The 15,413-nt window shown below is 36.4% G+C and carries 12 protein-coding genes and 2 pseudogenes; 3 read left to right on the top strand and 11 right to left on the bottom strand.

The window, feature by feature from the left end; all coding sequences use genetic code 11:
- Nucleotides 1-7: 7 nt before the first annotated feature.
- The 5 genes and pseudogenes from J7E52_RS14565 to J7E52_RS14550 all read right to left on the bottom strand — a co-directional run bounded on the left by J7E52_RS14565 (nt 8) and on the right by J7E52_RS14550 (nt 6,237).
- The gene (locus J7E52_RS14565) at nt 8-1,951 is read right to left on the bottom strand and encodes a transporter substrate-binding domain-containing protein (protein ID WP_214747716.1); all 1,944 of its coding nucleotides are present in this window, start codon (nt 1,949-1,951) and stop codon (nt 8-10) included.
- A 924-nt stretch (nt 1,952-2,875) separates the two neighbouring features.
- Nucleotides 2,876-3,469: a YdeI/OmpD-associated family protein gene (locus tag J7E52_RS14560; RefSeq protein ID WP_214747713.1), complete on the bottom strand. Its 594-nt coding sequence runs from the start codon at nt 3,467-3,469 to the stop codon at nt 2,876-2,878.
- Between the two features lie 80 nt (nt 3,470-3,549).
- Nucleotides 3,550-3,942: an SRPBCC family protein gene (locus J7E52_RS27010; RefSeq protein WP_286197793.1), complete on the bottom strand. Its 393-nt coding sequence runs from the start codon at nt 3,940-3,942 to the stop codon at nt 3,550-3,552.
- Between the two features lie 93 nt (nt 3,943-4,035).
- A pseudogene (locus tag J7E52_RS27005) lies at nt 4,036-4,275 on the bottom strand (ArsR/SmtB family transcription factor); the annotation flags it as partial.
- A 1,230-nt stretch (nt 4,276-5,505) separates the two neighbouring features.
- On the bottom strand, nt 5,506-6,237 hold the full coding sequence (locus J7E52_RS14550; protein ID WP_214747707.1) for a hypothetical protein: 732 nt from the start codon (nt 6,235-6,237) through the stop codon (nt 5,506-5,508).
- Nucleotides 6,238-6,655: 418 nt separating this feature from the next.
- On the opposite strand from J7E52_RS14550, the gene J7E52_RS14545 reads away from it, so the two are divergent.
- On the top strand, nt 6,656-6,934 hold the full coding sequence (locus J7E52_RS14545) for a hypothetical protein (RefSeq protein WP_214747704.1): 279 nt from the start codon (nt 6,656-6,658) through the stop codon (nt 6,932-6,934).
- Between the two features lie 965 nt (nt 6,935-7,899).
- A pseudogene (locus tag J7E52_RS14540) lies at nt 7,900-8,049 on the top strand (tyrosine-type recombinase/integrase); the annotation flags it as partial.
- A gap of 399 nt (nt 8,050-8,448) precedes the next feature.
- On the opposite strand, the gene J7E52_RS14535 reads toward J7E52_RS14540, so the two are convergent.
- Complete coding sequence (locus J7E52_RS14535) at nt 8,449-9,378, bottom strand: bile acid:sodium symporter family protein (RefSeq protein ID WP_214747698.1); 930 nt, start codon at nt 9,376-9,378, stop codon at nt 8,449-8,451.
- Between the two features lie 522 nt (nt 9,379-9,900).
- On the opposite strand from J7E52_RS14535, the gene J7E52_RS14530 reads away from it, so the two are divergent.
- A complete protein-coding gene (locus tag J7E52_RS14530) occupies nt 9,901-10,110 on the top strand; it encodes a hypothetical protein (RefSeq protein WP_214747695.1) in 210 nt (69 codons plus the stop codon).
- A 365-nt stretch (nt 10,111-10,475) separates the two neighbouring features.
- On the opposite strand, the gene J7E52_RS14525 is transcribed toward J7E52_RS14530, so the two are convergent.
- From J7E52_RS14525 to J7E52_RS14505, 5 genes are all read right to left on the bottom strand, one after another.
- A complete protein-coding gene (locus J7E52_RS14525; RefSeq protein ID WP_214747693.1) occupies nt 10,476-10,655 on the bottom strand; it encodes a hypothetical protein in 180 nt (59 codons plus the stop codon).
- A 430-nt stretch (nt 10,656-11,085) separates the two neighbouring features.
- A complete protein-coding gene (locus J7E52_RS14520) occupies nt 11,086-11,547 on the bottom strand; it encodes a hypothetical protein (RefSeq protein WP_214747690.1) in 462 nt (153 codons plus the stop codon).
- Between the two features lie 251 nt (nt 11,548-11,798).
- Nucleotides 11,799-12,119 (bottom strand): hypothetical protein, encoded by a 321-nt coding sequence (locus J7E52_RS14515; protein ID WP_214747687.1) that lies wholly within the window; start codon nt 12,117-12,119, stop codon nt 11,799-11,801.
- Nucleotides 12,120-12,473: 354 nt separating this feature from the next.
- Complete coding sequence (locus tag J7E52_RS14510; RefSeq protein WP_214747684.1) at nt 12,474-12,899, bottom strand: OsmC family protein; 426 nt, start codon at nt 12,897-12,899, stop codon at nt 12,474-12,476.
- Nucleotides 12,900-13,388: 489 nt separating this feature from the next.
- Entirely contained in the window at nt 13,389-15,008 is a 1,620-nt protein-coding gene (locus J7E52_RS14505; RefSeq protein ID WP_214747681.1) for a family 14 glycosylhydrolase, read from the bottom strand.
- Nucleotides 15,009-15,413: the final 405 nt, after the last annotated feature.

Raw genomic sequence — 15,413 nt, 5'->3', positions numbered from 1 at the left:
CAGGCTTCTATTCGACATATAAAGGTAGTAAAATGGTGAATTTCGTTCCTGAATTAGGATAACTTTTCACATGGATATCTCCGTTATTTTCTTTAATTAACCTATATGATAACGTAAGTCCCAAACCGACGCCCTTTTCTTTATTTGTGAAAAAAGGTTCGAAAATATGGTTCAGTTCCTTCTGTTTCATCCCTTTCCCCGTATCGGATATGGTAATCCGCCCTGTCTTTTCATTCTCTTTATCAATGGTGATATTAATGGTCTTTTCCTTTGTTTCTTCAACGGCATGAATCGAATTCAACACCAAGTTAAGAAGTACTTGTTGAATTTGTTGTAAATCTATATAAAAAATAAGGTCCTCCTCAATCGTCTGCTCGAAATTTATTTGTTTTTTTTCCATTGTCACCTTATGAAAAGCAAGTAATGATATTAGTTCATAAGCGCGGCAATTTGTAATATTTGGCGGTCGCGGACGTGCATATTCAATTAAATCGGTAACAATCGCATTCAAACGGTTTACTTCAGTAGGCAAGTGTTCCATTAGAACTTGTCGGAATTGAGGATTATCATATTTACTCGGAAGTAAATCAATGAATGTTTTAATCGATGTCAAAGGATTCCTTATTTCATGTGCGACACCTGCAACTAGTTGACCAAGAGCGTGCAGCTTTTCTTGTGTGATCAATTTTTTCTCCAATGTTTTCTTTTCCGTCTCATCATTCATGGAAAGCAAGTATCCGGTTTGTATATCTTTAGAATTGAACATCTTATGCATCGAATATGAGATCACCTTCTGTTCATTTTCCTCATTAAATACTAAGATTCGAAATGATCCCGTACGATTATTATCATTTTGCTCTAGGTTGAAAGCTTCGAAATTCTTCATTAATTGCGAATGATTCATAAGATTCAGAATCATTTCCTTGGAAATGTTGAGAATGTCCGCTGCCTTTGCATTGCAGCTGGTAATCATGAAATCGAGATCGAATGTTATGATGCCATTATTGATATTGTTTAAGATTTGATCTTTGAATGCTTCAGCGTTAGCGATGCTTTGCCGTTGTTTCTCTAAATCCTTATTTAATAAATGTAATTTCATCGTCTGGTTATGAACGGATTTTTTTAGCTTTTGATTCCATATGTAAATGATTAGAAGGATAAGGGCTACTCCAGTTAAGGTGATAATCAACCAGAATATGAATTGCTCCAGCCTGGCAATTTTTTGATTGGATTGTGGCATGACCCATTTATCGATTATCCCATTGATATTTCGGTTTGCTTTAAGTTCTGTGAGTGTATTGTCCATCATGAAAAGAAGCGATTGATTCCCTTTTTTCACTGCAACCGTATAATCCGCGGGTTCAATGACCTCATCGAGAATGATGTAATTCTTTTCTTGGCGGAATTTTTTCAAATAGTAGTCTGCAGTCCATTTGTTTCCGATGAATACTTCTGCACGGTTGTTCAATAATGTTAAAATACCCGAGTATTGATTCGAAACGGTCGTTAAGTTTGTATTTCTCATATTGAGAAATGTGCTGATTACTGAAGTGTTATGGTCAAGAACAACATGTGAATCACGTAGATCCGTTAACGTATGAATATCCTGTTTCCTTTTACTTGGAATGATTATTGATTGGGACATTGTAAAATAGGATTGAGTGAAATCAAGTTGGTTATCTTTTTCGGTATTATAGGTACTTCCAACAATTGCATCGATTGTTCCGTTGCTTAAGGCTTTTTCCGCTTCTTCCATCACCATCGGAATATATTTGAAGTCTACGCCATTATATTTTGCTATTTCCTCCATTAAATCAATATTGATGCCTGTCAGCTCACCAGCTTCATTTTCAAATGAAAATGGAGGAAGAGCACTTTCTCCTGCAATTATAAAGGTTTTTTGTTCAGCAAAAACAGCGGGAGACCAAAGCGTTTGAACAAAGACTATCAAGCAAAATATACTTATTATAAACAGCTGCTTTTTAATTAAGAGTCCTCCTTCTGTATCAAAATCTTTGCAGTCAGTGTTTCTCGGCTAAAAACACCATGATAATATACTTCTCCAATCAGGACTTGAACCCTTTAAAATGTAAAGATTTCTTAATATAATCTGACACAATCTAACAATTACCTACAAAAAGGTGTGGGATTCTGTCTAACGAAATAAATATAAACCCAGTAACCTTTCTGGGTTTTAGGTTTGCCTAAAAAAAAGATCCAGTTGATTTCAGAAATTCAGCAGGAGTATCGCAAATTTCTTCAATCTAGTCAGTGTTTCTTAAAACAGGAAAAATACACAAAGTATAAACAATTCTAAAACAAGGCGGAAAGCGAGTACCCTGTGTTCCAATCATTTTACAAACCCTCAATATGTTAAATTATTTTTCTAATTCAAGGCTTTTTAACATTGGCCGTAAATGCTAAAGATGATAAGCCGAGTGGGCAAAGGTCGCATTTACAATTGACAGCCATTATCCTAAATCGAAATTCCAGAATAAAAAGCCCCATTTCTTTGTATTAAAATTGAGAAAAGGAGCTTTTTTGTTACTCCATTAAAGTGTCCTATAATGGAATACGACTATATTTTTATAAGATGGTATTAATGAAGAACATTGCTTAAACCTTATTCAAGATAAGCACCCGTTAGTTCAGGAAAAGCGTACCTTTCAGCAAAAAGCCAAGGGGTACACTTTTGTATGCAGTATCTTTCTTTTCTTAGGTGGAATGCGTAAGCCTATTACACGGTAGTTTTCTTATACTCTACGGATCGCTTATGGTATCCATTTTAGATTATTTGTTTGAGTGGTTACTGCGATCTAAAAAAAGAGGGCGGATGAACGCAAAGTGAGGTAATATCTTAAATTGGATTAATTTATTAATCTTTTAATCCCTTTCCATTGAGAATTTTCTGCATGCACTTTTCAACTCTTGACTCTCGAGTTTTGGATTGTTTGGGTTGAGAAAAATGAAGAATGTATGCTCTTTGCCGTCCCGGGGTCAATGCTTCAAAAGCATTTTTCAAGGCAGGGATTTCATCGAATTTATTTTGAAGTTCTTCTGGAACTATGAATTCTGTATTATTTTTAAAATTAACTTCCAAACCGGCTTTTTCAACTTCTATGGCTTCATGGATATAGGCTTTCAGAATGGTTTCCGTTGCAACTATTTCTTGAACATTGGTGAACCGAATCTGGCGTGCCCCCTGTACATTCTCCGTTTGTTGGATTAGAATCCCATGGGCATCCTGTAACAGGGCACCTTTGTGAAATAAAAGCGCACAATATTCTTTAAATCCATGGATTAAAACTATGTTTTTTTTCTCAAACGTGTAACAGGGATGCATCCATTTAAATTCTTCGGTCAGGTCACAGTCAAGAACGATATTTCTCAACGTCTCATATTCTTCCTTCCACTGTTTAGCTTTACTTAAAAATTCATCAACCTTAGGATTCATTCTACTATTTGTCATCACGTAACACTCCTCTTTCCGAGCAGTTTGCTTTTTCCTATACGTTAGCTAAATACTAAAAAAGGTTCAGAAGTTTGATCTTACATTTCCCCTAACACTTTTTTAAGATCTTCGCCCATTTTCGCCCAACCATATATCGCACCATTGAACGCTTGATCTTCTTTTTCGAATCCTGTTTGTTCAAGATGTAAGTAAGTTGTTCCGTCCTCGTGCTTTAATGTCCATGTGACTGTAGTGTTTATCCCACCACCTACCCAAGTGTAAGATAACTTATAAGGCTCCTCCACTTCAAGAACTTCGGAATCAATAATTAAATTCCACTGTTCATTCCGAAACTGAAATTTATGTCCAACGACAGGTTTAATATCATTAGCCATTACCCATTTCGTAAGAGTATTGGCATCCGTTAAGGCGAGCCATACCTTCTCGATCGGGCTCTTAAAATTAAAATCTTGTGATACTGTTAAATTCATATTTGGTTCCTCCTGTAATATTTGGTTTAAAAGTAAGATTCTTTCACTCCAGAATCTTCTGTAAAACGATACCCACTCCTCAATTTCTCTCAACGGAGCAGCATTCAGTCGATAACGTGTTTCCCTGCCGACCTTTCTGCTTATTACGAGACCAGCCTCTTTAAGGATTGCCAAATGCTTTGAAACTGCAGTACGACCCATTTCAAAATGAATGGTCAACTCATTGAGTGGCAATTCTTCCACGTCTGCCAACAAACTTAACAATTTACGTCTTGTTGAGTCTGCGATAGCTACATAAATATCACGATCTTGACTTTTCTCGTTCAAAATCACCCCCCCCTTTTTAATTGGACACCAATTGGTGTCTTTTATTATATGACACTAATTGGTGTCCTGTCAATTTTATTATTGACATCACCGTATTTGTTTTATACTCCTTTCATCAAGTATATAGGTTGCTTCTTTAATTATTTGTGCAATAGATTAAGCTTCAAACTTATTAAATCCTTTTACAACTATCCTCCCTCAATAACTAAACACAATCTCACTCATATTTTCTTGTTCACTAAACTACCCTACCCTGTCATTTCATTAAGTGTACTTTTTCACTTTAGTTTGAATGTAAGATAATGTGATTTATCGTACATTCAAAACCTTATGTATTGTCCGAATCCAATTGAGTGACTTAATTATAAGATTTTGTGTTTAATAAATAGGATTTTACCGGTTCAGCTGCTACCGCTTTTTCAGGGTCATTTGCTCGCTTGGATACTGTCTAGTTTTCACAGGGAATAAACGAAATTAAATTTTATAATAATTGCTTGTTTCTGATTTTATATTATCTGAACTGTTATTGAACCCAAAGATGGCATTTTATATCTTAATGAAAGTCCCTGCGTTCATAAAAGTATACATTCAACAAACGATATCATTTCTTTACGAAACGCAAGTTTTAACATTCGGTTAAGTACAAAAAAAGGTTTACGAACGTTCTTTGAACTTTGTATATACAATTCGGACTCACATATTTTTTGGAACAAAATAAAATAAATAAATCACTTCATAAAATAACATCCATTTTCCAGAACCACCTTATTTATAAGGATAAACAATACATTTTGCAATCGCTCATATTAGAAATAAAGTTATTCTTAATGGATATATTAAGAAAGATTACTTAAAAAAAGAAAAAAGGAGTTAGTGTGATGCGGTTACCTGAAGACTTTAGAAATTTTTTAGGAATAAACCCAGCTAGGCATAAAAAAGAAGAGTTAAGTATTCATACCTTCCACACCTCATCATACATAAGGATAAAGTATTCGTACCATTAGATTTAAAGAAAATTTGGAATCGCTTTTAGCAATGAAATATAGCCACCGTTTTATATACAAACGGTTGCTATTTATACTTTTAGGAAAAAAGAATAGAACTTCGGATTTACCGTTCCTGGTCGATTCGTAAGAGTTAGTCTTAGGTCTCTTGCATTACGCATCTGGAGTAATTGGAGTTGTTCTCGTCTATTTAAATAAAAAGCCCTCTCCATTTGGAGAGGACTTAACTAGCCTAAAGGCCGCCTGTCGTTGGTGGAGCAGGAAAAGTGAAAGTAGGTGGAGTTGTCGGGCTTTCACAACGACGGTCATTTGCGTCGCAAATGCCACCATGTGAATCCACAATAACCGGTCGAGTTACTGTGATTGTAGTGCGAAGTACAACCTTGATTAAAATACCTGTAAGAGTAATAAGCCCGGCGTCAATGATTGGTACTCCTGGTTGATTAAAGATCCCTTCTACTACAAATGGGGATTCTGTTACTATATCCTCAGGGCAAGCACCTGGAAAATCTGTATGCTCCTGGAATGGTATAGAAGTTGTAATAAGGGGTAGAACAACAGGAACCCCACCATCAAGTACCGTTATGGTAATAGTTACAGGAATAAGCCCAATGTTAACTACTTTGTCCCGAATGACCCTGACGTTATGGGTAATACCAGCTAAATTCGGTACAACAGCTATCGAAACAATATTTGCAATATCTACAACTCCAAAATCAAGAGCAGGAAGTGTTATTTCTGCAACCTTTTGTACCATTTTTGAGCCTACAACTGAATTAACTAAAATACAGTCGCTGTTTAATTTTGGAACTTTTTTGATACTTCTAAAGTTGCAGTCGCAAGCAGACTTGTCATGATGCCCACAAGACCCACAAGAGTTTTTATGTTCACATTTTGACTTATGGTCACTATCCCCCTTATCGTCCTTAGTCAGGTTTTTCCAATATTCTAAATGATCTCTCATATATCCTAATCCTTTCTTGTAACTTTTTTTGAATATGAAGTTTTATATTTCATATTGTCGTTACAATGTTATCGTATTAAATAAAATCAACGATTGCTTGGGCAAGTAACCTATGTATCTATAATAAATGGAGTTTTTTTTTCATCCAGTTTATTTTGTGATTTAGGATTCATTTAATGAACTATTAGTCAACCCTAACTAGAATGGGACTTCACAGACTTTCTTGCACCTTAAATGGACGGCCTAACAGCCGTTCTTTTTTATGCCTTCTTTCATGAACTACCTGTTAGGGATAGGGGGGTTATGAACGTAACCCAAGCAAAGGCAATTACAGATTCATAAAATAAAGATAACTAAGGGACAAGCCACTTGCTTAATCGCTGGTGGTCTTTTTTTACTTTGAAGAGGTGGCTGTGAGATGGAAAAAGAAGAAGGCTACACAAGCGTGATGAAAATGCCCTTAGCTAGTGAAGGTAGCAACCAAGCTTTTTACCACTACCAAAAATCAACTATAAGAAACTGCAAAGTTACTTTTGTGGATGGTTCTAGCTATTGGCAAAAGATGATTACTAATGATAAGCGTCTATCGATTAAATCCGAACCAAATAAATTGTATTTGGACGAACAGTACAGTATTTTAGCTGATGTGACAAGTAAAAAGAAAATACAGGAATGTAAGCGAATGGGGTTAATTTAAACGTACCAGCCTAAAACAGATAAAAACATGCAGGATTTTATGCATTTCCTCTACGCGATAGTTATTGATCGCTATACAAAATTTTTTATCAATATGGACAAGAGTACTTCCTTTTTTATCTGCTTTGCATATATTGATAGCAAATAAATAATAGAAAGTAGTGATATTTCTATGTCTTGTAAGAAGAAAAAACGCTGCGATAACGACCACCACCATGATTGTGGTAAGAAGAAAAAACGCCGCGATAAAGACCATCACCATGATTGTTGCAAGAAGAAATGCTGCGATGAAATTCCTTTTGGAGTAATTGGTAGTATGTTAAATGGAATGTTTTGATATTGAACTGCCCCCCAATTGTTAGACACCATCTAACAATTGGAGTGCAGTTTTTTTGACTAAATATACGTTAGACGAAAAATCAAATGCAGTTTTAGATTATGTAATTCCTAAATTATACATTGATAGAAATCTTATAGGAAGAAGTAAAACCAGTTGGTGGGCAGAATAAGTACGACAAATAGCCCTGTAGAGCTTATTAAAGACTGACAAGGGTCATGGAATCCTTAAATTTGGTCAATATAGTAACTGTATTTTTCACTTATATCCCATATTTATTTCGCAAGTCGAACATTACGTTTAAATAAGGACACAAAAAAGGTAACTATTCTCGAACAAAAATAGTTACACATAAAAATAAAAATAGACAATAATTAAGGTTTTTGAACTAACACTCAAAATATATATATTTTAACAATACAAATAAGGTTCCAATTTAGCCGAATCCAAAAATTATAAAAAACAGATGGAATTTATTGTTTAAATTGAATAAGGAGATACTAATTACTTACATGTTCGGATTAATAGCTAATTTACATTATTGTAGTTGGTTTTGCTGTCCCATTTTGGGACCAAATTGTTGTTGCCCTTGCTGATTTCCCAATTGGTTAAATTGCTGTTGTGCCTGGTTCGCTGGCGTGGAACATGTCGGCAACCATACTTTGCGAAAAACGTTTGGCTATTGGTTTTACAAGGTCACAAAGGATATCGCCATGCTGCAACGGATCCTGCATCATTCTCATCCATCCGTTACCCTGCGTTATATTCGGCTTACGTAAAAAGAAACGAACAACGTATTGAAAACATTTTAGCGTTTTTACACACAATAATCCTTCGAGAAGTTAAATGTTGTAGATTAACCGAAAACAGGATAAATCCCTATAAAAACTAAGTAACCCCCGGATACTGAAGAATTTACAGTACTTGGGGGTTTTTTGGAGGTGCCGAGATACACGAGGTTTTAGGTCATAGGCTGTATTGTTTCCAATTACTCACTTTTTTTGGTAAAGGGAAAATGAAATTTCCTTAACGTTGTAAATTTATTTATCTGAGGCTACATGATCTTGCACAAAGTATTTTCCACTTAAAAAAATGAAGAAAATGCGGGAGTTATGATTGCATTTTCTTCATTTTATATTTGGTTTATATAGCTTTAGTTAATTTTCAATGCTTGTTCCTTATTTATCTTTCATACGTCTAAAGATGGTTGCCAAAATGGGGCCTGAAATATTATGCCATACACTGAAGATGGCACTTGGTACGGCTGCTAAAGGTGAAAAATGAGCAGCTGCCAGAGCAACCCCTAATCCCGAATTTTGCATACCGACCTCGATTGCGATGGCCTTTCTCTTTGGTAAATCCATTTTAAATAGTTTGGCAAATAGGTACCCAATAATATAACCAAGTGTGTTGTGCAAAATAACAACCGCAAAAATCAGTAATCCTGTTTCAGCGATTTTTTCTTGGCTTCCAGCCACAACGGCTGATACAATCGCTACGATTGCAATTACTGAAACCAACGGTAACACTTTCACACTGGCTTTTGCTTGTTTTTTAAATAATTTTTGAACGATAATTCCCAAGATAATCGGAATGAGGACTACTTGTACAATCGAAATAAATAAAGAGCTTGGCGCGATATCAACCCATTCGCTGGCGAATAATAAAATAAGTGCAGGTGTAACAAATGGAGCCAGTATGGTTGTGATAGACGTAACAGTTACAGATAGGGCCACATCCCCCTTAGATAAAAAGGTCATGACATTCGACGAAGTTCCGCCCGGACAACATCCAACTAATATAACTCCTATTGCAACCTCCGGTGGTAAATTAAATCCTTTAGCCAAAAGATAGGCAAGAGTAGGCATAATAACAAACTGACCAATGACTCCAACCGCCACATCTTTTGGTCTCGTTAATACTTCTTTAAAATCATCTACCGTAATGGTTAAACCCATCCCGAACATGACAATTCCCAATAAAATAGTAATATATCCGCCAATCCAGGAAAATGTATTTGGCGACAAAAAAGCAAGTGTTGCAAAAATTAATACCCAAATGGCAAATGTACTACTAACAAACTGACTAAAACGTTCCAAAGTTTTCATTTTTACCTCTTTTAAAATTCATTTAATTTTCTAAATTATATACTTAAAACTGAATATAAACAATAGTAAGATAATTTTTGATTTATGTTTGAGATTTAGACCTTCTGATTAAGAAGGTCTAAATTTTATTGGGAAGATATGAAATGGGTGCTGAAGCTCCATTGTTCGGAACGCGATTATATGCTCTTTAAGGCTGGTACAAGGGTTATTTTTCATTCCTATCATCTTTCCATTTTTTCTTCTTTTTGGTTTCTGTAGCTGAAGATTTTGACGTTGTTCATCCACTGCCTGTTCCTTCCTGCCTCTTTAATGTCCTCCATAATAGTGTCTAATAAGTCGAGACCTTTTTCTCGTGCTTGAATCTGACCTTTAAATTCAGGAACTCTAGCTTCGATCCTGCATCATTCCCAAGAAATCCTTTTTTTCATTGCTGTAAGCTGGTTATATTAATAAAAACGCAATAAAGGTAAACGCTTTCAATTGATGTTTCTTTTTTGTATAGTTGGCATAGGAGGTGACTTTATGGAGAAAGAAAAAAGTTCACTTTACGATAAACTACCGTTAGAATTACTAACTGGATTCTTTTATGAAATAAATAAGAACATTGAAAAAGGAATCTTATCTAATGCTATGTATCATGAAATTAGATTGATTGAACAATCAGCCTTAAAAAGAGGTATCTCACTTGAATATCCTGATAAGGTTCCTCAAACGAAAAATGTCACCTCTTAGCTTTTAGTATGCTAAGAGCTAAGGTCACGAAAGACATAGCCACGTTGCAACGGATTCCGCATCATTCTCATCCAACCGTTACCCTGCGTTATATCGGCATTACGGAAGAAGAAACGAACAATGTATTAAAACATTTTAGCGTTTTTCTCTAATACATTTTCTTTATTTTCCTCAAGTGATTTTATTCATTTTAATGCAGCAAGAACGTTACTTTAAGAAAAATAGTCATCAGCCCACCTGAGAAAAATAAGGTACCCCATGTCAGCTCACCTGTAAAGAATTCATGTACCCATTAAAACACTAGGCTTTGCCTAGGACCACAACCTAGTTGGGGTCAGTTTTTCCTTATGCTCTTATCACTTTATTCATTCCTCCCAGAACTTCATAGCTTGTTTGTCGTTTGTATAGACAGTGACTCGATCTTGCTTCGTTAGATCTTTATAAGGACCTTCTTCTCCTTTTGCTTTCCGAAGCTCTTCATGCTGTTTTTCAACCCGATTTAACAGCTTATTTAATTCAAGAAAATCAACTTTTTCTTTCTTCATATCTTCACTCCTTTTTTCATTTTAAAGTAAAAACACAATTTAATAGATAGACATATCCATCATGCCACGATCAACGACAGCTCATCCCATCATCCCTTAAACAAGGCGCAATTTTACACTATTACTTCTTTCAAAATGGATATCAACGATCAGATTTTACAAACCCTAAAAATAGCAATCCAGTTGATTTCAGAAATCCGCTCCCCTTCCATCGACTGTCAGCCAAGCTAGAGGTCTGGGATGAGGTAATTTTCATTAGGTCGAGAAACTCAATGAAAAGCGAGTTTACCTGCATTTTTTTATTTAAATAACATTTCAGTTGATTGGAGGGTGTTCGAGTCTCCTGCGGGAAAAGCGTGTCCAAGGGGGACTTTAAGGCGCAAAGAGGGCCGCGAGCGGGCCGCCCGCGGAAAATCCTCAATATGTTAAACTATTTTTGAAATTTCAGGCTTTTTATCATTTGCCGTAACGCTCCAAGATGATAAGCCGAGTGGGCAATGGTCGCATTTACATTTGTCAGCCATTTTCCTAAATCGATTGTATCGATTTCTTCGAAAAGAGTTACATATTCATTATGTAATCCCTCCCTGATTTCCCCCCATTTCACCTCATCAACAGAAGCAATGGTCCAGCTTGCGTCCCAATCTTTTTCAAAGTCTGCACCACTTATCATTGTTCGGATCACCCATAAATAATACCGAATGTGGTCTGAGTGAGCAGCTATTGTTGATCCGTTTATGGAACGTGAAGCATCTTCTGCGGTTAAACCATCAAGTGTCCCAAAAATCCCTGTGTTCTGTCTTGATTCAGTATAATAGCTCCCATCATTTCCCGGTCCTTCAAACGTTTCTTTCAAAAGCGTTTTTATCGAACTTGCCAACGTCTCGCTCATCTCAATTCCCCCCTAGTAATTTAATCGACTTCATTACTTTATAATACACTAAGACAAACCATTAATCGTTTATATTTTGTTAAATTAATCCAAAATATTGCGCATATAAAGAAGTCAACTATCATAACTTTCGTTGCAGTACATGGTTTTGAAGCTGCTCTTAACGTGATGAAAAAATAAAAAGGCCATTCCTTAAATAAAAAGGAACGGCCTTAATTATTTATCTGTCTGAAAAGGCTTAGTCTAAAGTTTTAGTAGCTTTTCAAACGCTCCTCCAGGGAAACAATTCTAAACTTTAACTCTTGATTAGAGTCTAAGCCTCCTATTACAATTTGATTATCTTCCGTAATGGTGACATACCTGAATGTTTCTTCTCCGTGGATCTTTATTTTTGTCTCCAATGTCGTTTCCATTTTTGCAAAGACTTGATCTGTGTATTTAAGCGGAAGAAGATCATCTAAACCTTCTTCGGGGCTGCCGAGCCACTTAAACATGAAATCTTTCAATGAATATTGTTCAATCATCGATAAATGATCTTTAAATATTAATTTGTCAATTGTTATCTCTTTCATCTTAACCACTCCTCAATAGTATATAAAGTTTATATGGATAAAAGCCTAACATCAAGGGTATTCCAATGACAAACGATTACATTTTGATTACTTGCTGACTAAATAAATCCTTTCCTTCCGAAAAATGGAGTTCGTTACCTGGAAAATCAATTTTGGAGATTGATTTTTTCTCAAGAATACTCCTAGGTTTAACATGTAGAGGGATCATTTTCTGAGGTTTGCACGTTTTGGTTAAGATGATTATCCATGAAAAAGGATATTCATTTCAGTCGAAAACAGCCTCCATTTCTTATGAGATGAAGGCTGTTTTCTTATATGAAAAAGTATAAACAACTATCAGTTAAAGCCATTACATCATAATTCTTGTTTTCCTTTAACACCATTTATCGAATAGCTGATTTTAATAGCGGCATTTAATGAATGATATACTGAACAATACGTATTTTTGGATAATTGAATCGCACGGACCACTTTATCTTCAGGCAGATCACCCTCCAATAAATAGTGGATATGAAAATCGGTAAATCGCTTAGGATGATTTTCTGATCGTGCCCCTTCTATTTCAATTTGAAAGGCCTTTGTTTCAAATCGCATTTTTTTTAAAATCATTACAATATCAATTCCTGTACACCCGGCAAGAGAATGCAAAAGTAACTCCGTGGGTCTTGCTCCACTATTTTTTCCTCCTACTTCTTCTGCAGCATCCATCTTTATTTCGTGTCCCGACGGAGTTGTGCCAGAAAAGGCCATTTCCCCTGTCCATGTAATCATTGTCTTCATTTATTTCATTTCCTCCCTATCTGTTGTTTTGTCCTAGAAATAGTCCACATGTTTATTTAATGTAAGTACAGATCATTTAAGTCTTAAAATAATATTCCCCCGATATTGCAGTCAGAACGTAAATAGAATACTTGGCTTCTGGAATTTGTAATATGAACCTAACTTGTGATGACCTTTCCATACCTTATATTCTTCCCACAAGGCCTACTTAGTTAGTCATATTATAAAATTCGAACGTTGCCTTCAGGCAAAACCCTCAAAAAAACATTCCGGGTGATTTCAGAGAAACGCTCCCTTTCCGCCGATTGTCTGCCAAGCCTCATCAAAGCAAGCGTCTGTGGGGTCTCGGCTAGCCAGTTATTCGGCAGGAGTGTCGCAAATTTATTAAATCTACTCAGGGTTTCTATCTAAATTTTAATACAAAGCTGATTGGAACAAGTGTTGAGTCTCATGCGGGAAAAGCGTGTCCAAATAGCCCTATATATCCATCTACCATGAAGTTTTATAGTTTCCTTCCCCATTCAAAGGAGTTTTATAACTATTATTTTCCCCATCTTGCCAAGTGATATTTCCATTTTCATCTTTCAGTACGAACTTGAATTCATAAAATCGATCTGCGGCTAAACGGAATGTTCCACTCCAGCTGCCATCTGTGCTTTGAGTGAGTTTATATTCGTAATCTTCAGGATTCCACCTGCCGATTTCGCCTCTATCCCCAATTAAGTAAACTCCATGTGTGGCAGGTACATTTTCAACTGTGAATGTAACTGGAATGGACATGCCTTCCAATTTATCAGCCATCATCCTGAACTCATTTGTTGGTTTTCCTTCATCGTCGAATAAATAGGACATCCTTAGCAAGGTAAATCCCTCAAAATCATGGTTAAAAACCATTTCTGCTATATTGTCAAAGCCCCCTTCATTATTGATCAGCGGGAGTGCGTTTTCCCCGTTTAATGAAATTCCTTTTTCATTAGCCAATGAGGCAATATGGGTCACCAACGTTTTAGGAGCGCTATAGGATGGTGCAGTTTGTGCGTCTTGATCCCCCATTTCCAAACAGGTGAACGTGAGGGCCATATTCGATTTCTTAAACTGATTCAATAATTGGGAGTAATTATAGTACCCTGCACTATACTCTGCTGAATGCGGCAGTACTGGATCATTCATTTTCCAATGTACTCCCGAGATTTTAGCTCCAATTGGCACGCCAAAGACTTCATCAAAATGTTTATGGGCAAATTTCGAGATTTTTGCAAGATGCTTTTCGAGTGCTCCTTGGTACCATTGCATAAAGTCATATCCAAATTGTGTATCGATTGCTCCGCCCCTTGTGAAAAATTCATTCCCGTCTCCTGGCGGCTGAATCTCATTCCAGTTTTTATACGTTTTGCCCCAGGCAGCATTTAATTTTTTTATCGATGAATATTTTTCCCTCATGGTAAGCCTGAAGTCCCGTTTCGCTCCTTCAGTATAAACTTGTAGCTGTCCCCTTTCAGGATAGTCCCAGCCATCAGCATTTTGATAGGAGGGATATCTTAGTTCCCCAGCTGGTCCTGCACTTAAATATATTTTAGCTATTAAATCCTCCTTATCAGCAAAGTTCTCTGCAAAGGATTGATACAATTCGTTGTATTGATCGGCTGTACCTTCCCACCATGGAGCAAGTACCTCCTTATTCCAGAAACCACTTTCACTCTTGAATGCCATGTTTTCTAGAGTGTCTTTATTCCAGAGCCAACTCGGGATGGAGTAGTTACAATCATCCCCCACATTACCGCCGCATTGATGTGTAGACAATATGGGCACCCATTTTAAACCGGAAGCTTTTACGGTTTCCGAATATTTTTTATAATAGGACCAATCAAACTGATTATCTTTTTTACTTTCGACTAATCCCCACCAAATATCTGTCGTTATGGCATATACTCCATTTTTCTTCAACTGTGTCAGCTCTGCTTCAAAAGCCTTCCAATCTGTTATTTCACCCAATGGGGCCATCACATAAAGCTTGTAATCTGGTTTTACTTCTGCTGAACCAGGTGAAGTACTTGATAATGGAACAAAATACAGCATAAAAGTAAAAACGCCAACAGATAATTTGTTCATAAAAACGCCAACCTTTCCCCTATAACTTTATTCATTTGTTCTTCATTGAAGTCGTTTACATTCCCTTCGTTTAATAAAGGCATTCCTTTACTAGAAATTATATTTGTTTTGGAAATAATTATCAATTATTCCGTCAGGTCAAAGAAAAAATGGATAGTCTAAGAGACTATCCAGCAGACTGTAGACAAACTCGATTTTCATCGAGTTTGTCTACAGTCTTTTTACGGCTTTTACAATTTGAACGTTGATTTCCACTCCAGGCACTCGCTTTCCGCGGGCGGTCCGGGAGCCTCCTCGGCTTGCGCCTGCGGGGTCTCCCCTAGACGCGCTTTTCCCGCAGGAGTCTCGCACCTTTCGCTCCAATCAACTCTGTTATAAAATTTAGATAGAACCTCTTTTGCCTAC

The organism is Bacillus sp. ISL-34 (genome assembly GCF_018613325.1).
GTDB lineage: Bacteria > Bacillota > Bacilli > Bacillales > DSM-1321 > Peribacillus.
Note: the sequence above shows the minus strand (reverse complement) of the source record. Positions and strands in the feature narration are given on the sequence as shown.